We start from the raw sequence: 20281 nt of genomic DNA on the forward strand, positions 1-20281 counted from the left end.
GTGCGGCTGATCGTTATTCCTGCCGTTGAGGATTTCGGTTGTGGTCAGCTGACCACCAAGCTAACCCCTTGGAAAACACCAACTTTCAAAGGCGGCTTGTCGCAGGCATTGTGCCGGTTACCGTCTGGCTCCCGAGCCAAATGACGCCTCTTAGGGGAACAGTAGACCGTGATCTCAATACGAACGCGCCCAAGGTCGCGCACGAACAAGACCAGGAGCGAAGTCTTCGCACGAAATGGCAGCCGCCTTTCATCAATTCATTGGCACCGGCGCGGCAAATCGCAAGGCGGCCGGCTGTGCCGGCTAATCGCGAGTGGGCGATGGCGCCGCATGGATAGGACGCAATAGGAACAAGTACCTGCTGCCATCCGCAGCGCCGGAATCTACGGGGCTGATTCGCGGCGGCACTTCCACAACACTGGGAGAATTCATCAACCGCTATCTTGGGCGAGGTGACGCAATGAGCCACTCGACCCTATGGTCTTTTGACCAGGCAAGAATGGCATTCGAGGTGAGTTTGGTGCCGTTGTCGGAGAGATCATTGCGAGTTTCGAGCGAGGCGACGACCGGAGATCGAGGTGTCCGGGGATCGCCGCGAGGCATTCTCGCGTCGCGTCATCGACGATGTTGAGCACGCGAAACCCCCTTCCGTAAGCGAACTTGCAGGCACGCGCGCACGGATCCTGGCCAACGCGAAGGCTCTGCCCGCTGGTCGCTGGATTTTGTTCGTGACCAAAAGCAAATGATCCAGTGGAACATTTCTCCACCGAACGACTGAGGCATATACCTATCTCGCAAGGCCCAGCCATCGGCACAGTATTTGAGTCCGTTGAAGAAGGTGATGGGTCCAGGCGGCTTGGAGGAGGCATAGCCGTTCCAGCCGCCGAGTTTGGCGATGATCCAAGCGGCCCAGGCGAGCGAAGCTTTGGGATGGGGATTGGATTGCAGCTTGGTCTTGCCCTTGAAGCGGCTTTCGAGGGCGGCGAGCGTGTTGATCTCGTGGGGACTGACTGCCAGGCTTGCCGGGTGAGGATCGCCGCCACTGCGGTCCTGCACGAGTTGGAGGACGATTGCCGCGGCCTTGGCGGCGATGGCGACGAGCTTTTCCAGCCGCGGCGCTAACTGCAATTGGCTGTCCTCGATCTTGAAGCCCTGCGTCTTCATCACCCGGAAGAACTGCTCGATCATCCAGCGCTGCTTGTACCAAGCGACGATCTGCCAGGCGTCAGTCGCACTGGAGAGCGCATGGGTGGTCAAGAGCAGCCAATGCAAGGGCTCGACACCGTCGGGTGCGTCCGGTTCGACGACCTCGACCCAACTGAGCCTAACCCCGTCGGGCAGCCCTTCTTCGCGCAGGTTTTGCGGTTGCCTGATCGTCGCCTGGCCGAAGCGCAGGCACAACGTTGCCTGCCGCGCCGGACGGTCGGCGCGCTCGCGCAGCTCGATCGTTTGGGTGTCGCAGAACCGAACTGTCTCTACGACATCACGCAGTTTAGAGCCGCCGATGAGTGCATGGTCATGCATGACGCGCGACAAAAGATCGAAGCGTTGGTCGGGCAGGTGCGCCCACATCATAAAGAAGTCGCCCTATTGCGCGACCTCGCCAATGAGCGATGGCGTTTCGGCGACCGGCGACCGGCGACCGGCGACCGGCGACCGGCGACCGGCGGCTTCGGCGGGGGGGGGGAGCGCCGTTGGCGTCGACCGCATCTACGGGCTCTATCGCGAAGAAGGACTTTCCGTTCGCAAGCAGAAAAGCCGGGGCGGCACGCTGTCGGCACGCGTGGCCCGATCCTGGTCGAAGCGAAGGCCAATGCCCGAAGCTCGCTGAATCTCGTTCACGACCAGTTCGCTTGCGGAAGGCGGTTTCGCGTGCTCAACTTCGTCGAAGACGTGACCCGCGAATGCCTGGCGGCGATCCCGTGCACCTCGATCTTGCGTCGTCGCGTCGCTCGCGAACTGTCGGTCCTCATCGAACGGCGCGGCAAACAGGGGATGATCGTCTCCGACAACGGCACGGAATTCCTCGAATGCCATCCTTGCCAGGTCGAAGGATCATAGTGTCGAGTCGCACGGCATCACGCCGGGAAGCCGATGCAAAACGCTAATGTCGAGAGCTTCAACGGCCGGATGCGGGACGAGATGGTCAACCGGAGCCTGTTCCTCGGCTGCGATTATGCCCGAAGCGCCATTGCTGGGCCGACGATTACAACCACTTCCGGCCGCACTCATCGCTCGGACCAGACCCGGGCACGTGATGCAGATACCATTGCCGCAACCGGCTCCAACGCTGCGCGAGATGAAAGCTTCGCGTTTCCGCCACTTGGCGTACTCGGAGCGCGCAGGCTCTAGTCGCTGCCGGAGAGGATTGAGTGCTAGGTCAGCGGGTCCACTGATCGAGGTTTTTCGCCAGACTCTGCTGTCGTGGGCCAGCAAGTTTTTTGGGGTGGGACGCACTGCCAACAGCTGCTTTTCCGGTGGTCAGCTGACCACAGCTACAACACTCTGAAAAGAAACGACATTTTCGGGCGCTACTATGGACGGCGCATGACCCGCTCCTCGCGCCACCTCTCACAAGATCGGTTGTGTAGAGATAGGTACCGTCCTGTCGCCGCCATGGGTCGCGGGGTCTTGGCGGTCATTTTTGATCGTACATGACGTTCTAAGGGCATTGGTCATGGTTGCCCGGGTAGAATGGCCGACAGCCCTTCTATGCGGCTGGTGTAGTAAGGTCAGTTGATGCACGGAGCCGATTGAGCGGCTTCGTGTTCGAACGAACAATCGCGGTGTTTGTCACGACTGAAAGGAGACATTGCTTTGTAATCTTAACGGCGGTCTCCGCAGGATGCTTCAGGACGAAGACCTCCCAGGCTTAGAGGACAGTCGAAATTTGCTGGTCGTAAAACGAATGTTTGCAGATCTTCGGCCGTAATCATTCTTGTAGGAAATATAGCTGGCGGCGCGGACAAATGGCTCAATCAAATTGTCGAGCATCCTTGAAAGAACGCCGAAACGCGGACGGATTGTAAAAGAAACAAATACTGTCTGACTGAGTTCCGGCTCGCGCCCGAATTCGTCGTGCAGCCGAGACGGCTTTTTGGTAGCGAGGGGAGCGGCTGTCCTCTGCTTTTACCCGCGCCGCCGAGGCTCATGGCCCGCGCGCCTCTGCGGATCATAATCACCGCGGCTGAAGCCTTCAGCACGTTCCGGGGGAGGGGGCGAGCAGGCGGAGGAAGCCGGCTCCGCGGCGAGGATGTAGGCGCTGAGCTGAAACCGCGGAGCGATAGCGACTAGCGGTCCTGGCGCTACAGATCCCCAAAGGCCGGACCTGACGGCTATGCAGTCGAATAGCGACAAGAAAAGACTCTCTGCCATCGGGCGTCGGATGAACCATGCCCTCAACGGCGAATGAGGCCAAATCGGTGGGCTTCGTCCAGCAGGACCCGCACCGAGGACGGTTGCCAGTTCTTGCCGCTGCGCACAGGCCGTTCTCCCATCTGGTCCAGTTGCGCGGCAATGTCGCGCAGCGACAGGTTGGGATCGGCAATGGCAATTGCCGCCACCAGCTTCATCAGATAGTCTTCGGGAGCCCGGCGAGGGGATCGAGCAAGGAGTTCCTTCTCCGCGAGCTTTTCGCGTACCATGCGATGAACAGCGCGACGAAGGCGTTCGACGGTCCAGTCGTGGCCACGGCGATTGAGAACCCGCACGACATTGTCCCAACTGTGCTGCGGCCGGAGTTGACGCACCATCGGCAGCCACGTCTGCGCCGATGCAATGAGTTCATCGAGATAGAGCTTCTCCCGTGCCTGCGAGATTGCCTTGATCGCCTCCGGCCGTCGTTCTCGCAGACCGGGATTTCCAGGAAGCTTGCCGCGTGCCTTCGCCGCCTTAATGCCGGCTTTGGTACGCTCAGCGATTAGCGCCCGCTCGAGCTGCGCGACGGCGCCGAGGACCTGAAGGGAAAACATGCCTTGCGGGGTCGACGTATCGATTGGATCGCGGATCGACCGGAAATGCACGCCGCGGGCCTCGAGGTCCTCGATCACCGACAAGAGATGACTGACGGATCGGGCCAGTCGATCGAGGCGCACGACAATGAGGACGTCGCCGGCGCTAAGTTCAGCGAGTAATCGCGTCAGCACCGGTCGAGCCCGCGATGCTCCGGAACCATGCTCCTGATGGATCCGATCGCAGCCGGCTGCACGCAGCTCGTCCAACTGGGCATCGTGGACCTGTTCATCCGTCGACACCCGGGCATAACCGATCAGCCGCTTGGGAGATTGTTGGTTGTCAAATGTTTGTGGCTTTGCCATCGCGCTTGTAACGGCCCTGTCTCGAAGTAGTTTGTACAGATAAGGCATGCGTTAGAAATCGAACAGTTGCAAGCGTGTTTTATGGGCTAAATGCAGCCCCGCTAGACTCGAAACACGACGTCGAAGGGGCGTCGGGCCGTAACCAGCGTGAAACGCGCTCTGGCGGCCACCTGCGGCGGAAATGCCGGAAAACCAGGGAGTTCGGAGGAGGGGAGGGCCAAGAGGGTGTCGCCTGAGGAATGATTACAGAGAAATCCGCACTCGCTCGGGAGTTAGGGTGGCCGTGTGCGACCCTCATAACAGCCCATGTTCCGCCGATCCTCGCCGAAATCTTCCTGAAAGGGCGGAAAACCAGGCGTTTCCGGTCATCCAAGGCGACCGACATCGCTGATGTCGACTCGATTCAATCACTTCCGATAAGCAGTACTTATCGGAAGTGAACCATGCGCGCCGATACCATAGCGATGACGGAAACAAATCTTAACTTTGCTTCGGTTTTGGAAAAGAACATCATTTATTCATATAGTTAATGACGTATGAAGATCTCAAGCGTCGGTTTACTTGCAAGCAGAGCACGCTGCGAAATGAGCCGACAGATTATTCGGACCGAGGCTAAGCACTCAGGCAGTGGCCCGTCTGGCCTATGCCGCCTCTCGGTTCAGGATTTTTTTTGCGGTGAGCGCCACCCTGTCCTGCGGAATCGAGATCACTTTCCGTCAGAATTGATTTCCGGCCCCAGAAGATGAGTGATGGACACCCTGTTATTCTCGGGAAAATGCAATACAACCATCTGGTGATCTAGCGGCTGAGTTGCTACAGTGATGCGGAGGGGAAGTCGATCGCCATTGTCCGATGGAAAGAACAGAATCCAGCACGCCGATCCAGAGATTTGAACGACGCACTTTGATCGATGTCGATGAAGCGCATCGACCTCACCTTGCTGCGGCAATCCTTCGTTTCAATGCAGCGAATGCTGCGGCAAGGGTCGAGGTCTCGAAGCAAATCACTCTATCCGATGACGGTACGTCGCCCATCGACACGTTGATCGCAAATTTTCACCACTGCCTCTACCGTGAGAAGATCTATTCGGAGACGCTTCCCCTTCGACGGGCTCTCATCAGCGGTGTTCTCGGGCGATGACCGTTTTCCCACTGAAATTCACGCGGTTGGCTTCTGATTATCTCTTCGCTGATGACGCCGGAGGGTATTTCCGGGCAGATGGCAGGTTCCTTGAGCGATACGCCGGTGGCAATTTGACCACCTCAGACACCGAGTTTCTTCATACAAGCGGGCACGCATTCGATGAAGTAGGCGACCTCGCGTATATGGGGTTTGCATATCGGTGGGCACAGCGACTGCATCGTCCGCAGGAGCTTAACTACGTCATTCTCGTGCCGACACTTCGCTGCAATTTGGCGTGCGGCTACTGCCAGGTGTCGCGGGTAAACGAAAACACCAGTGGGTTTGACTGGACCGAGGACACGCTCGCCCAGGTTCTTCGTTTTCTCGATGGCATGGACACGGCAAGTGCGAAAATCGAGTTTCAAGGCGGCGAACCGCTTTTGCGATTGGATCTGCTGGAGACGGTTCGAGAGTTTGCGCGGCGCAAATTCAAGGACGTATGCTTCACCGTTTGCACCAATCTGCAGTCTATTTCCGCTGACGCCTGGGCGTTTCTCGACGCTTCGGACACATTCGTTAGTACGTCGCTTGATGGCGAACTTTCGGCTCACCAACGGCAGCGGACAATCACATCCCGCGACACCCACCAGTTTGTTTCTAACCTTCGGTATGCGATCGGAAGGCTAGGGCAAGGGAAAGTGTCGGCGTTGCCCACGCTTGATGTCAACAACCTGCCAACCCCGAACCAGATCATTGAGACGTTCGGCGACTTCGGCTTTCGTTCCATTTTCCTCCGGCCTATCAACCACCAAGGTTTCGCTCGGAAGCGATACCAGACAATGGGCATGGATGAGCGATGGAATGACTATCATGGCCGATTCATCGATGCGTTGATTGAGCACAATTGGACAGCAGATTTCCCTGTCGAGGAATTCTACTTCACGCATTGTCTTCGCCGGATTCTACGCGGCGGCCATAACCACCATGTGGACCTTCGCAACCCGAACATCCTCGGTAAGGACTACATAGTCATCGATTTCGACGGCACGCTTTATCCGTCGGACGAAGCAAGGATGGTGACGAGAGTGGGGCAGATCGACCTGAGTGTCGGCAACCTTTGGGATGGGATCGATCAGGCAAAGCTGGATGTCCTGAATGAGGAAGCGACTAACTCGTTCCATCCAGATTGCGTCCACTGTCCATACCAGGCGGCCTGCGGCATTGACGTGATCGATGACCTCTCCCGGTATGGTCGTATCGACGTGAGGAAGCGTGACACTACCTTCTGCCGACGCCACACCGCGATCTTCGACAAGATATTTGAGCTGCTCTATTCGGATGACAAAAAAGCCCACAAGAGCCTCGCGGCATGGGCCGGAATCCCGGAGTTCGATTGTTCGCTCGCCCCGATACACACATGATCGATTTGCGGCTCAAGATCGGTGACGTCCCAATCGACCATCCAAGTATAGTTCGCCTGCGCACGGACGCGGTGGAGAGTGAGCATGATGCTGTCCTGATCGATCGTGACCACCAGAGTCAAACCTTCGATCTCGCGGGCTATTCGCTTCGCGTCTACTGCGATCCCCAAACTGATCTTGACGGCGACGTGCTCCTTCTGGTTCCAGGTCGAAACTCGGCTCATCGATTGCTGCGAGCAAGGTCGAGGCACAACACCTTCCTGGTTACCGAGCAATGCGACCAGCTTTGCGTGATGTGCTCGCAGCCTCCCAAGAAATATCACGTCGACCTCTTCGACCAATTCACAGTCGCCGCCACCTTGGCCCCGGAAAACGCGCGCATCACGATATCTGGCGGCGAGCCGCTGCTGCACAAACGAAGACTATTTCAATTCCTCGTCGCCGCCGCGAAGGCCAGACCCGATATCTCATTTCATGTTCTGACAAACGGCCAGTTTTTCGAACCTGGTGACATCGTCCTAATTGATGAGATCGGAAGAGATCGCGTGCTGTGGGGCATTCCCCTGTACGCACCTTACGCCGAACTTCACGACAGCATCGTTGCAAAGCGGGGTGCCTTTGAAACGTTGTCGCAGAATTTCATGACGCTGATGAGGGTGGGCGCTGCCGTCGAGCTTCGGACGGTGGTCCTTCAGCAGAACTGGGATGTGTTGCCACGGCTTGCGGAGTACGTCTCGACCCGGCTTCCGTTCATCGATGTCTGGGCCATAATGCAATTAGAAAATATCGGCTACGGTAGAATGAACTGGGGGGATTCGTTCAAGGATACGTCGCTGGATTTCCGAGAACTACGGAGCACCATCAATCTCGCGATTGGCCGCGGTATCCAGACTCTTCTATATAATTTCCCTCTTTGCACAGTTCCCCTAGAGTACCGGCATCTGGCACCAGGCACGATATCAGATTGGAAGAACAAATTCCTCGAAGAGTGCGGTGAATGTAAGTTGCGTTCTACTTGTGGTGGATTTTTTGAATGGTATAAAGCTGATGAGGGGTTTGGGGGACTGTCACGACAATGAAAAAGCGCAAGGCTTACCTGGTGCCGTCATTGATTGCGGCTGGGTTCATGCCATCGAAAAGCGATGCAACGCCACTTGTCGGCGTTACCAACAAGAAGCCAGAACCAACCCTCTTTGAGCGGCTGCAAGTCAAGCAGGTCTACACTCTCGCAGGCCATAGCTCGCATTCGAGCCACGCAAGTCATAGCAGTCATGCTAGTCACGCGAGCCATGCATCGGGCTCTGGTGGCGGATACGTTGTGCCGCGTGGCGACTACAACAACAGCACGACCTATACGCAGCCCGACCCGACACCGAGCTATTCGCCCAATCCGGGACCGGTCATCAGAAGTCTTCCTACGACTCCTAACATACCGACGTCGACTGACAGCTATCCGACGCAGGTTGCCCCGCAATCTTCATCGGTGAACACAGCGCCACTGCCGCTGAAGACGTTGCCAGGCAACTCGGACAAATTTCGCCGTGTTGTTATTCAGGTCCAGACTGCTCTGGTTGCCTATGGCTATTACCGCGGTCCGGTAACAGGGCAGGTCGATGCCGCAACGAGGGTTGGACTTAATAAAATGCAGGATGCCTATGGGCTGAAGGTGACCGGAACGATCACGCCTCAAGTTCTCACAGCTTTTGGAATTTCAACAAACTGAGCCGATCAGATTGGGGAGGGAGCGATGCGCTCGTCTGTCTTCATTTCTTGCCTGATTTTATTGGCCGCGCTGATCCCAAGCCCGAGTCACGCAGTGATCAGATTTGCTCATGTGAAAGCGGCGAACAACGACATTTTGTTGGTTCAAGGAACGTTCGAGCCAAGCGATCGTCCGGAAAAGCTCGAAGCCGAAATAGAGAACAGCATTCCGAGATTCATCGCATTCAATTCGCCGGGCGGGGATACGGATGCCGCGATCGGATACGGCCGGGCTATTCGTCGGCTGAAGCTTTCGACGTTGCAGGTTTCGGGTTCGAAATGCGAGGCCGCATGCTTATTCGCATTTGCCGGCGGAGTGCAGCGTTTCGCGGAAGACGCCTCCGTGATCGTTGATCGGACGCTTTTTTCCCCGGGAAGCTCGGGCCAGCAAACCGGCACCGATAGATACAAAGCCTACCTGGCGGAGATGGGCCTCGATCCCAGCTTGTTCACATTTGTCACCGGTCTGGCCGACGGCGATCGACGGGTGCTGTCGCTGATCGATATGGCTGGCTTTGGTCTCGTGACTGGTCAGCCTACCCCCTACGCGGCACCGACTGCGGAAGAGACCGCCGTATCCAACGAGCTTCCTTCGACAGCATTGAACGATGCAGCGCTTCAGTTCTTCCAGGAAATGCAGCGGACCTGGTCGACGAATGAAGGAATGTTCTTCCTCGCGAACAACTATGGGGACTCCATTGTTTATTACGGCACCCAGCGCTCGAAGGCAGACGTCCTAAACGAGAAGCAACAGTTCGCTGAACGGTGGCCTGTGCGCATTTATGCCGTTCGGTCTGGCACAGCAAACGCAGCATGCTTTGATATCTGCACCGTCTTCGCGGTGGTCGATTGGTATACCTACAGCCCCTCACGTAAAAAATCCGCCTCTGGCGCGGTGAACGCGGTGATGACATGGGACCCCGCGACCCACAAAATTCTGGCGGAGAACGGTAAGATCACGACCAAGGACAATTCGGTGGCTGGACCAGATCGGATTATTCGTCGCTGGCTGACCGACAACGCTGCGTGCTCGTTGTCGTACGCAGAGGACGCTTGTAATTCACAAGCACTGCTTCTTACGGAATTGACCAACAGCGGCTGGTGCCGCAAACCCGATGCGACTTGGGGGCCGTGCAATCCTCAATAAGTCCGACCACCGGACTGGAAGGTGTTTCGCACCTTGGGCGTGGTTGTTTGACGCGAAACCGGCCGTTGACCAAGCAGTTCCTTCGGTACCCATCCCATCGCTGACGGACCACCAGAGACATGGACCCATCCGCTTTCCGTCTCGAGGACGGCGAGCAACGCATTCTGGCCGACTGCGCCGACCGGGATATATTTTGTGCCGGGTCCATCCCTCAGTTGGAAGGGTTGCTTCATGTAGGCAAATTTTGGTTCCGGTGGGGCGATGTAAGGCGCGACAGGCGGCTCTGATGCTGCGTCCAATATAGACGCGGCGGGCGCGGTCGCGGCTGCCGCAAGCGCCTCAAAGATCGCAGGATCGGGTGGCGGCTCCTGATCAGCCCGAAGGGAGGAAAGTGTCGAAAATGCCGGATCATCTACTATTGCCGTAGCGTCATCGTTCGGTGCCTGGACAGGGAGTGCCGGCTTACCGGCTTCCGAAGCGGAGCCAGAAGGGGTTGTGGCAGGGGTCACCATCGTCGACGATGATGGTGACCCCTGTGCTGAACCAGTAGCGGAGGCCGCGGGCCTTCCCGGCGTTGATGATGACGATGCGACTTGCCCCGAACCGGTGGGAGCAGTGGCCTGCGTTGTGACGGGCCTAGTCGATTTCTCCGCGTTTTGGAGTGCGGCGATAGCAATAGGAAGTCCAAAGATGCCCCCAATGATGAGGGCTATAGCAGGTACAGCGCCCTTTCGCCTCTGTTCATCCGGCAGAGGCGAACTTGGTGCCACTGGTGGCGATACTGACGTCGCGGTCGATGGGATCGCTTTCGGGGCTTGTGCAGCCTCCATCCTTGCCTTCGCTAAAGCTTGGAGACCGGCGACGAATCTCGCCAGCTTTCCCACTTGCGAAAATTCCAGTACCTCGTTGAGACCGCTGTCGCTTTGCAGATGAAGGGTATCGTACAAACAGACAGGCAGCTGGCGGTTGTTCCGAAAACGCCGATCGGGCCCGCCATTCTTGTTGGGGTGCTGCCAAGTGCGATCGACGACCTTCGCGTCATGAGGGACATGACCATCTTCGATAAACCGGGACGCCTGCCAGCGAGCGCGGAGATCAGAATATGACAGTGCACCGAAGCGCGAGTTGTGGGTGACCAAAGCAACGTCGGGCATGAAATATATGACCTGCTTGCCAACATGTACCGAGGGCGGTGTGATGTTGCTCTTGATGACCTTCGGCAAAGCGTAGACGAGCTTCGTGGCAGTTCGCTTCACCAAGTGGGATGCGCCTGCATTTCTTTTCCAGGTCGTTAGATCGTTGATCGCACCGCCAGCCTCGATATGCCATTTCCCGGCGCAGGAGCGTAAGTCATCGAAAGCTGCGATCGTCTCCTGGTATGCCTGCTCGACCGGGCCATCGATATCATAAAAGAGAACTGTCGATCGGCGGTACGAGTCGAGCCACGACCCTACCGCCCAGGCGGGAAGGGTCGCGATCAGGACCCAAATCCCCACTGGCGGCGCTTTCGCCAACACAAGGATGCCGAGGAGAGCCGTGAGCCATCCGAAAAGCGCCGACATCCGCCATTGATTGGCCTTCGCGTTGATTTCGTCCAACAATTCGCCGAAGTTCTCGTCTCGCATCAACAAGACGTTGCCGGACTCGAACTCGATCATGTTGACCGCAGGTACTTCAAAAGTGACCTGAGCGGGCGGTGGCTCGCTGGCAACTCTGTGTCGACGTTGGCCAGCATTTTCAAGTGACGCTCGATAATATAGTCCACCTCGTCCGGCATGGATATAGTGGCCCCGAGGTCCGGTACCGACCCTTAAGCCCCTCGCGCCGACAGAGACGCCGATACCTCCTTGGGAAAAATTAAACCGGAATGGTCCCGCCTTGACTGACTTGCGTATGTAGAATGGCACCCCATGCCCCCCAGTCCCATTGCAACGTGGATGTTACACAGATTCCTGGCTGCAACGAAGAATTTTGTCGCTTGGCTTTTCAGGTCCGGCCCCCGCGAAATTTGCATACCGTTGTGTTCGCCGTCGATAGCCGCCAACAACTCATAAAGGTAAGGTGGTTCAACTTTACAAGAACGTCGGTCATCCGCCTTTTGTTGCGTGAAGACGACGACGGCGGTTTTCTTCCCGGCTCAAGGAGTTGCGACGCCTGTTAAGTGGGGATGTCCCGGGCACGGTGCTGGTTGCCGCTTCTAAGCAGTCCGCATCTGACGCTGGAACCGCTATCGATGGCAAGCTAGATATCGATAAATTGAAAGCTGCTATCGACGCGGCTGGGAAGCCGATTTTCGCCGCGGCGCCGCAACAAGACCTCTGCGGTAAGGTGAAAACGTTTTGGATCATTCCATTGCAAGCCGTGAAAGTCGAAGAAGGAACTGTCGCGGTACTGGGGCTTTCCACAGCGGATCCGTCCAACTTGGATCAAGTGAACGCTCTTGAAAAATCGCTGGCACAGAAACACTGAAGCGCCGCGTTCGTACGCAACGAGGCACTCTTGCTGCTTTGAGATCGAGTCATAATCAAATTAGCTTGAAGTTTGCGGGCCTCTATCAGGCTCATAACCTATGCCGGACAGAACCAAAAAATTTGGACTCCTTTTCCGAATCAACCGGCACAGAAACCGGCAAAATGTGTTAAGCTAAACGCTAATACAGTGTTGATTTTCATCGCTTTACAAGCGGCACAGAAACCGGCATTAATCCGGTATGGATATTGCGTTTATGGAACCGTTGGTGCCCTCGGACGACAAGGGCGCCCTTGGAGATAAAGTTTTGACGCTAGTTGGCGAGGCCAATCAGCTGGCTGGCCGTGTTCACCCGATTTTGGCTGGTTCGATTGGTGACCTCGTACGTTCTATGAACTGTTATTATTCCAATCTTATCGAAGGGCACGACACGCATCCACGCGACATCGATCGCGCGCTTGCGAACGATTTCTCGGAGGAGCCTGAGCGGCGAGAGCTTCAGCAGGAAGCTGTCGCCCATATCCACGTCCAGAAATTGATCGATATCGGCGACGATCCAGACGTCTGGCCGGCTTCCGCCGCCTATGCGTCTTGGCTCCATGAGGAGTTCTGCTCGCGCCTTCCCCCGGAGATGCTATGGGTGTCCAATCGCACGACTGGAGAACGTGTGCCAATCATTCCCGGAGAGTGGCGAAACCGGGACGTCCAAGTTGGCCGCCATCTACCACCCGAACCAATCGATTTGCCGCGTTTTATGGTCCGGTTCGATAGGGCCTATCAGAGTCCGCCATTAACCCGGTCGCAGCAACTCCAATCTGTGGGGGCCGTCCATCATCGCTTTCTTTGGATTCATCCTTTCCTCGATGGCAACGGCCGTGTGGCGCGTCTGATGTCGCATGCGCTCTTGAAGCGCCTTGGCGTCGGGACGAGCCTCTGGTCGGTCGCCCGGGGTCTTGCGCGAGACGAAAAGAAATATAAGACGCTTCTCATGGCTGCCGATGGTCCGCGTGCTGGCGATCGCGACGGGAGGGGCAATCTCACCCATCGGGGGCTGGTCGCTTTCTGTGACTTTTTCCTCGACCAGGCGATCGACCAGATCCGGTTCATGAGCAGCCTAATCGAGACCGATAAGCTACTCATGCGCATCGAAATCCACATCGAGGAAGAAATCCGCGCCAAGAAACTCCCCAAGGGCAGTTTCCAGGTCCTCCGCGAGGCTGTCCTGGCTGGCGAGGTGGAGCGTTCGAAAATTCAAATGATTACCGGCTATGAGGAGAGGGCGGCGCGTAACGTCACATCGGCGCTCGTCGAACGGGGAATGCTTTCCGCTACCTCGCATAGGTCGCCGCTTCGCCTCGCCTTCTCGGCGGACACGGCCGAGCGGTGGTTTCCAAACCTCTATCCAGCCAATGCGGGGTCAGGCAAATGAAGGATCAGACAGTCATCCTCGTCAGGCGGTTCTTTCCAGCGGCACCACAGCGTGGGGATTGGGAGTTTCTTAGCCCGGTAGCCGGAGGCACTCCCCAGCATTGGCGAGCTTTGGAAAGCCTCTATCGCGTCCTCATTCTGGCAGAGCCTGGTGCCGGAAAGACCTTTGAAGCTCGCCATCAAGCGCGCAAGCTTGCTGAAAAGGGCAAAAAGGCTTTTTTCATCCGGATCGAGAAGCTTAATAACACCTTCGATACCGCCTTTGAAATCGGCACCGCGGAGGCGTTTGAAAGCTGGCTTGCATCGACCGAGGAGGCTTGGTTTTTTCTGGATTCTGTTGACGAGGCGCAACTTGAGACCCCGCGGGCTTTCGAGGACGCGATAAAGATTTTCGGTTCGCGCATCCGCATGGCGCGTGAGCGAGCGCATGTCTATATCACAAGCCGGGAAGATGCCTGGCAAGCTCTGCCAGATCGGAGCCTCATTCAGCAGCACCTACCGTACCTTGCCCAGGACGCACACGACGAGGAAGATCTCCCTTCTGGTGAGCCCGTTCCGAAGCCGGGACCTGAGAGCGCCTTGAAGGTCTTTCGTTTGGGGCCTCTGAAAAGGGACGAAATCCGGCTCTTTGCAAGCTACTATTCCGTCGGGGATATCGAGTCGTTTCTCGACGCGATCGAGCGAGCCGATCTTATGTCTCTCGCCGAGAAGCCGTTCGACCTGCGCTCTCTGATCGAAAAATGGCAGGCTGATCGGCAGCTCGACAATCGCCGCGATGTCCTCCAGCGCGTCATTGAACTTCAAATCAAGCCACTTTCCTTTCATGGATCGACTATCCGAATTCCGGAAGATCGCTTGCGACACGGTGTGCAGGCACTAGCTGCAGCCGCGACACTGACCGGAAAGAGCGTAATCTCTCTTCCAGGTGAGCTCGTGACTGTCGATCGAATTGACCCCTCGGTCGTCCTGCCCGATTGGTCAGAGGAAGAGATTGCCGCTCTTCTCAAAACGGGTGTGTTCGATGATATCGTCTATGGAAGCGTCCGCTTCCGACATCGCGATATGCGCGAACTTCTATCTGCAGAATGGGCTGCTTCGATCGCAGTTCAGCCGCAGGGCCGAGAGCGGATACAGAACCTTTTCTTCCGTAACAGCTACGGGGAAAAGGTCATAGTTCCGAGGCTACGGCCGACGCTCGCCTGGCTGATCCTCTTTGATGATCGAATTCGCGATGAGGCTTTGGCTATCAGCCCTGAAATCGCTACCGAGGGAGGCGATCCCTCACGCCTTCCGCTAGATATTAAGCGTCGCATGCTTTTCGATATCGTCCGACGGATTGCGGCCGATGATGAAACTGGTCCCTGGATGGACAATGCTGCCATCACCCGCATTGCTACCAACGAGCTTTCCGCCGAAACCGATGAGCTCTTGGCGCGCTACAAAGACAATGACGACGCGATTTTCTTTCTCGCCCGTTTTGTCTGGCAAGGAAAAATCAAGGCCGGCTTACCGATCCTCGCAGAAATCGCACCGGATCGGTCCCGCGACCTCAACACTCAAATCGTTGCGATCAGGGCCGTCATGGCGGTCGCGGGAGAGGCCGAGAAAGACACTCTTCTAAGTAAGTTGCTCGCATCCACAGAACCCCTTGATCGGCAAGTAGCATCAGAGATCATCCTCAATCTTCCTGCAACATTGACTTCTGTTGGTTTCGCCCTGCGCGCAATCGAGCGAACGCAGCCCAAACGCCGCTTCGAAATTACGGGGTTAAGCCAAGCCTTGCACGAATTTGTCGATGGCTTGCCGGTCATGGCCGACAGTGTGCCCGAGCAACCACTGCTGACCCTCATCGTCGGCTTTGACGAGCTGTTGGGCCGGGAACCACATATCGAGCGCGGCGAATGCGTTGTGTCCTCGGAGTATTCGTGGCTCCTCCCATCGGCGCTACGCGCCGTCGAACGACTTGTTGGAGCGAAATCTGCCTCTGCTCTCGACGGTCGCTCCATCGGCATTCTGACAAAGGCGCAGGCGGCGAAGTTCTGGGACCATGACAGCGACGGTCAGGACAACAGCCGGCTTCGCGAGCTGGTGCCTCGATGGAAGGATCTCAACGACGCACTCTATTGGCAAAATGCTGATGAGCGGAGGGCCCGCCAGCAGTCCAAGGGCGGCGAACTAACCGACGATTGGCAGCTGACGATGTATGAGCGCTATTGGGCATTCTCAGCCGATGATTTCGATCGCTGCCTTTCGTGGATCTCCTCACGCGAAAATCCTGACGACAGGCGGCTTGCGCTCTCGCGGTGCTTCACGCTGTATCTTGAGAACAGCAAGAGAGGGGATTGGACCGAGAAGCTTGTCGAAGCAGTCGCCGGCCAACCGGCGCTTAAAGCTCAACTCGATCTCTGGCTCCATCCGCCAGCACGAGAAGTCGCCGACTGGGAAATCGAACATCGGAACTTCGAGCGCAAGCATGCGCGCCGCGAGCGCAAATCCGCGCGCGATCGGGCGGCATGGATCAGTGAACTCAAGAAGAACCCGGACCGTATCCGTAATCCGAGCGGAGCTGAGCCGGGGCAGATCACGGGCGATCAATACCATCTCATGATGAGCATCGAAGGCGAGGGTTGGACCCGTTACGACGCACGCTCGAACTGGCAGTCTCTGGTGCCAGAATTTGGGGCGAAGGTCGCTGAAGCCTTCCGCGACGCGGCTATCAAACACTGGCGCCACTATGACCCAAAACTCCAGTCGGAGGGTGCTGATGGATCCTCTATACCCCACGCTTTGATTTTTGCGTTAATCGGGCTGGAGATCGAGTCGACAGAGGATGGTTCGTTTGGGGTTGGTCTTTCCGAAGAGGAGGCCGCCCACGCGTTCCGATATGTTACATGGGAGCTGAACGGTTTCCCTCGATGGTTCGAAGCCCTCTATCGTGCCCATCATGAGCAGGGACTTGCCGCCGTAACGAAGGAACTCGTTTGGGAACTCGCTGAGGCAAACAAGCGGCCGCCTGGCTTTCACCACATCCTCAGTGATATCGACAATCGGGCGCCCTGGCTCCAGGCCGATATCGCCCCGCTCCTGTTTGAATGGCTCCTCACCGGCCGCCCCGTCACGAGTGATACTCTTAGGCACAGCCTGAAAATCCTTCAGGATGTCCCATGGGAAGGCCTTGCCGACCTTGCGAAGGCCCGGCTTAACTCAGGTGACAGCGACAATCGTCCCCGCTGGTATGCGCTCTGGGTTGCCTATGACCCTGAAGCGGCAATTCCGGTTCTGCAAGCCGAGCTTGAGGCGCTTGACGATGAGGCCCCGGAATTTGCGCAGCACTTTGTTGTTTCGCTTATGGGGACGCGATTTGGAGGCAATGCGATGTCGTCCGGCTATCGAAGCGCCGCTCATCTCAAGACCCTCTATGTGCTTATGCATCGCTTCATTCGGGCCGAAGACGACATCGAGCGCGCAGGAACGGGTGTTTATTCGCCGACCCTGCGCGACAACGCACAGGATGCTCGCAACAAGCTTTTCAACCTTCTCGCCGAAATGCCGGGCGAAGAGACATATCAGGCTCTCAAGCAGCTCGCAAAGGAACATCCTGAAGAGAAGTACCGGCTATGGATGGCTGACCGCGCTCGTCAGCGGGCAATTAGCGATGCTGAGGAGCCGCTTTGGAATGCGGATCAGATCCCGCGATTCTACAGGGGACATTCTTGAGGACGCATCAAACAGGCGCGTCAAAAAGCAACCTGACTGGGTTATTTGAATTGGATGTTGTCGACGCCCTAAGGGCAAGAACAACGCTATGAAAGACGTCGTGGCAGTCCGTAACCGATGTTCGGTACCAATCGAGCTAATTTATAATGATTCCAATCGTATAGGATGTGATTAAGACAGGTCTTGGGTTCGAATCCTGTCAAGGCGGTCATTCGCAGTTTCCGCCTTGAGCCTGTTATTCCGGTCGGTTGAAAGATCATGCACGTTCTAATTTAGCTTAATCTAGACTCCTGAGTTCTGTCCGGCATGCAGCTTCTACAAACGGAAGCGCGTATTTGACATCGGGAGCGCTCGAAATGCGGATTTCGTCCTTCAATCGCCCCCATCCGTGCGTCTCGGGTATCTTTCGCACTTTCTCTTCAGCGTCCACCAAGCTGGTCTCCGGCAGGCGAATCAGGATTCCCCTTCGCTGGACCTTAATCTCCAGAAAGTTCGTCCCGCCCGAAACCTTGAAACCTTGTAGGCGATGCGTTGCCGAGGCGTGACGACCTCGCCCGAACGCAAGCGGCCATCAATCGCCAGTATGTGGTCACGGAGCTCACGCAGAAGCGGCTGCCTGACCGCGTCGGCGTAGGCAATGTGATCCTCGAAAGAGGCAGTGCCTTCCGGCGTTCCTTGCCTTCTCCTCTGTGGTCCTACGGAAGGTTTACGCGGGACAAGATCGATGTCGCCTGTGGTCACAGTATCAGCCATCGGAGCGCTGGGTTCCTGTACAGCTGGTTTCTCCGGACGAAGTCCGACTGAGGCGGCAACTTCATTGAGGATATCAATCGCGAAACTGAGACTGACCTGAAAGAATTCACGGTCCGAACCGGACCGATGCTCCGCCAACCTCTGATGGATCAACCGTTCCGCCCGATAACAATCCGTCACCCGTCTGGACAACAGCACTTCGAAGTTTTGAGGCACTCCCGTTGCTGACGAGATCTCGGCGGCCCTTTCTTCGGGCGTCCGAGTCGTCATTCCGATCTTATACTGGTTTGCGCGATAGGCTGGATTGAATAGGATGTATATGTGCCCTTCAGTCAAGACTTCCTCCCATTTCAGGAATTTACAACGGCTAGCGGGTTCCTCGGTCCTAGGTTCCAACGCACCTCTGGGTGTCGGTCCGTCAATTTCGCCAGTGGCTAGGCTAGCTCGAAGGTGAACCCATTGCTGCCGTAGCAATCTTGTGATCGACCCATGCAGCAAGGCCGTTCCAGAGTTCTCGGTCGAGGCCGACTTGGCAAGCGATCGCAATGATCTGCTGGTATGAGACGGGCGTGATCGCAGATTGGCCCGCGAGACTGGGATCCATCAGACCCCGCTTCGCCTTCCGCGCCGTCGGGAAACTGGGGTGATCGGCAAAGACTGCGAGAGCAGTTCCTTGAAGATGGCGGTGCTTGCCGAGCGCTGCCGCCAGCACGGCGTTGCGCATCCACTGATAGGCATCTCCCTTAAAAGGGCAGGGCGTATGGTCAACACCCGTATCGAGAGCGAAGACCGTTGGGATATATTCCCAGTAACGAATGCCCTTGCCTGTAAGAGCACACTGTGAGCGCACGCCGTTGCCCGGGTTGATCTGATCGACGTAGCTTCCGTTGCATTGGCGCTCGCCAAAGCCTGACACCGCGGTTTGGCTACATTGTCCTCCGGGTTCGGTGAACTTGCACTCGATGACGAGTGCTGCCGCGGAGCCGATAGCAAGTGCATCGACTTGCGTCGGCCTCGGCTCCCCCAGAAGCCGATCAGTATCGGTCCACTCGAGTGTTATCGCCCATGGACCACCCGGCGCCACTCCCACACGCTCGGCGATGGCGTCGAAAATGCGGTCGCGATCTGTGCTCGTTTTGAGTGTGCCGAACACATCGGTTGCGATGGCTTGCGACGAATGCACCTTATAGGCCTGAATTCGGTTGGTTCGGTCACGATGCCAGGGAAACGTCTCCCAGTCCTCGATCGCTCCGTGACTGGCCGGAAATAGATTTTCGCGGACTGCCTGGAAATCGGAGATCATCTTGGGTGCGCCTCAATTCCATCAAGCCAAGAAGATGGTTTCCTCCAATCGAAGAGGCTCAACCGTGCAGGCATTGGTGATGGGGTCGCGTTAGGTGACACTCGGCTTGTCCACCAGCTTCTCGACCAATCGCCTGAGTTCCGACGGGGTCGTTTGGCCAGCCACCACCTCGTGGTAGCCAATTCCGGCGCGTCGCAACGCCTCTTTCTTTACGGCGTCGCGCGCGGCCGCTGCGCCTTGATGATGCGCTCCGCCTTGGTATTCGATGACATGCCGCGGTCGGCAGTTGCTGTCCACGAGCAGTAAGTCGACACGCTTGGAATTGATGCAACTGTAGGCGTCTGGGTCGGCACTTCGCAGGATCTCGCCCAGTGAAACCTGAGCCATCACCTGCCAGGACGAATTGCAGCCGATCACCACACTGTCGAGTTCCCGAAACACCCGGGCTTCGCTCTTGTTCAGTAATGGTTGGATGGTGAACTTCGAGCGCATCACGATACGCAGTTGATCCGTGGCATCGATTGGCCGCAATGGCTGAGCAGCTGGGGTCTGAAGCCAGGGGCCTTGTATGACGCGCTCGTTCCAGCGCCTTTGCTCCGATTGCGACCTGTTTCTCTCTCGCCACGCCAGTCTGCTCGTCGCGGTTAGGTACTGCTCAACGGCCATGCCGATGATAATACCCACGAGCAGCGCGGCGATTAGCAGTTCGGGCTTTTCAAAGTCCGCAATGGTTATGCCGCCCGAAGCGCCGGCTGCGGCAGCTCCGATGATCAGCCAAGGTGCTGCGAACAGCACCGACCTCTGGCGATATTGCATGCCCCTCTCCGGATTTCCCGCCAAGATA

Annotated in this window: 13 protein-coding genes and 2 pseudogenes; 8 read left to right on the top strand and 7 right to left on the bottom strand. The window is 57.0% G+C overall.

The genetic code is table 11. The features are described from left to right. Nucleotides 1–465: 465 nt before the first annotated feature. Nucleotides 466–659: pseudogene (locus Tal182_RS31870) on the bottom strand (IS3 family transposase); the annotation flags it as partial. Next, a complete protein-coding gene (locus Tal182_RS24350) occupies nucleotides 616–1575 on the bottom strand; it encodes an IS4 family transposase (RefSeq protein WP_085861348.1) in 960 nt (319 codons plus the stop codon). The pseudogene Tal182_RS31870 and the gene Tal182_RS24350, both read right to left, overlap by 44 nt. Nucleotides 1576–1590: 15 nt before the next feature. On the opposite strand from Tal182_RS24350, the pseudogene Tal182_RS24355 reads away from it, so the two are divergent. Further along, nucleotides 1591–2372 (top strand): annotated as a pseudogene (locus Tal182_RS24355) (integrase core domain-containing protein); the annotation flags it as partial. Nucleotides 2373–3398: 1026 nt separating this feature from the next. Here the strand turns inward: Tal182_RS24355 and Tal182_RS24365 are convergent. Next, nucleotides 3399–4316, bottom strand: coding sequence for a recombinase family protein (locus Tal182_RS24365; protein ID WP_008534020.1), 918 nt, complete (start codon nucleotides 4314–4316; stop codon nucleotides 3399–3401). Between the two features lie 1136 nt (nucleotides 4317–5452). Between Tal182_RS24365 and hxsB the strand changes: the two genes are divergently transcribed. The 4 genes from hxsB to Tal182_RS24390 are packed head-to-tail and all read left to right on the top strand — an operon-like array spanning nucleotide 5453 to nucleotide 9767. Continuing rightward, a complete protein-coding gene (gene hxsB, locus Tal182_RS24375; protein ID WP_085861351.1) occupies nucleotides 5453–6859 on the top strand; it encodes a His-Xaa-Ser system radical SAM maturase HxsB in 1407 nt (468 codons plus the stop codon). Continuing rightward, nucleotides 6856–7938 (top strand): His-Xaa-Ser system radical SAM maturase HxsC, encoded by a 1083-nt coding sequence (gene hxsC, locus Tal182_RS24380; RefSeq protein ID WP_085861352.1) that lies wholly within the window; start codon nucleotides 6856–6858, stop codon nucleotides 7936–7938. The genes hxsB and hxsC overlap by 4 nt, the downstream gene beginning before the upstream one ends. Beyond that, the gene (gene hxsA / locus Tal182_RS24385) at nucleotides 7935–8582 is read left to right on the top strand and encodes a His-Xaa-Ser repeat protein HxsA (RefSeq protein ID WP_085861353.1); all 648 of its coding nucleotides are present in this window, start codon (nucleotides 7935–7937) and stop codon (nucleotides 8580–8582) included. The genes hxsC and hxsA overlap by 4 nt, the downstream gene beginning before the upstream one ends. 24 nt (nucleotides 8583–8606) lie before the next feature. Beyond that, on the top strand, nucleotides 8607–9767 hold the full coding sequence (locus tag Tal182_RS24390) for a hypothetical protein (protein WP_085861354.1): 1161 nt from the start codon (nucleotides 8607–8609) through the stop codon (nucleotides 9765–9767). Here the strand turns inward: Tal182_RS24390 and Tal182_RS24395 are convergent. Then, on the bottom strand, nucleotides 9761–11674 hold the full coding sequence (locus Tal182_RS24395; protein WP_085861355.1) for a DUF4236 domain-containing protein: 1914 nt from the start codon (nucleotides 11672–11674) through the stop codon (nucleotides 9761–9763). The genes Tal182_RS24390 and Tal182_RS24395 overlap by 7 nt on opposite strands. 274 nt (nucleotides 11675–11948) lie before the next feature. On the opposite strand from Tal182_RS24395, the gene Tal182_RS24400 reads away from it, so the two are divergent. The 3 genes from Tal182_RS24400 to Tal182_RS24410 all read left to right on the top strand — a co-directional run bounded on the left by Tal182_RS24400 (nucleotide 11949) and on the right by Tal182_RS24410 (nucleotide 17381). Then, nucleotides 11949–12236 (top strand): hypothetical protein, encoded by a 288-nt coding sequence (locus tag Tal182_RS24400; protein ID WP_125461501.1) that lies wholly within the window; start codon nucleotides 11949–11951, stop codon nucleotides 12234–12236. A 241-nt stretch (nucleotides 12237–12477) separates the two neighbouring features. Continuing rightward, nucleotides 12478–13665, top strand: a complete 1188-nt coding sequence (locus Tal182_RS24405) for a Fic family protein (protein WP_202973657.1) — start codon at nucleotides 12478–12480, stop codon at nucleotides 13663–13665. Continuing rightward, complete coding sequence (locus tag Tal182_RS24410) at nucleotides 13662–17381, top strand: hypothetical protein (protein WP_085861357.1); 3720 nt, start codon at nucleotides 13662–13664, stop codon at nucleotides 17379–17381. Before Tal182_RS24405 ends, Tal182_RS24410 begins: the two co-directional genes overlap by 4 nt. 453 nt (nucleotides 17382–17834) lie before the next feature. On the opposite strand, the gene Tal182_RS24415 is transcribed toward Tal182_RS24410, so the two are convergent. The 3 genes from Tal182_RS24415 to Tal182_RS24425 all read right to left on the bottom strand — a co-directional run bounded on the left by Tal182_RS24415 (nucleotide 17835) and on the right by Tal182_RS24425 (nucleotide 20253). Continuing rightward, nucleotides 17835–18470, bottom strand: a complete 636-nt coding sequence (locus Tal182_RS24415; RefSeq protein WP_245344890.1) for a GIY-YIG nuclease family protein — start codon at nucleotides 18468–18470, stop codon at nucleotides 17835–17837. A 103-nt stretch (nucleotides 18471–18573) separates the two neighbouring features. Further along, complete coding sequence (locus Tal182_RS24420; protein ID WP_085861358.1) at nucleotides 18574–19437, bottom strand: hypothetical protein; 864 nt, start codon at nucleotides 19435–19437, stop codon at nucleotides 18574–18576. 90 nt (nucleotides 19438–19527) lie between these two features. Further along, nucleotides 19528–20253 (bottom strand): DUF2726 domain-containing protein, encoded by a 726-nt coding sequence (locus Tal182_RS24425; RefSeq protein WP_085861359.1) that lies wholly within the window; start codon nucleotides 20251–20253, stop codon nucleotides 19528–19530. Between the last annotated feature and the right edge of the window lie 28 nt (nucleotides 20254–20281).

It is taken from the genome of Rhizobium sp. TAL182 (genome assembly GCF_002117725.1).
In the GTDB taxonomy this organism is placed as follows: Bacteria; Pseudomonadota; Alphaproteobacteria; order Rhizobiales; family Rhizobiaceae; genus Rhizobium; species Rhizobium esperanzae.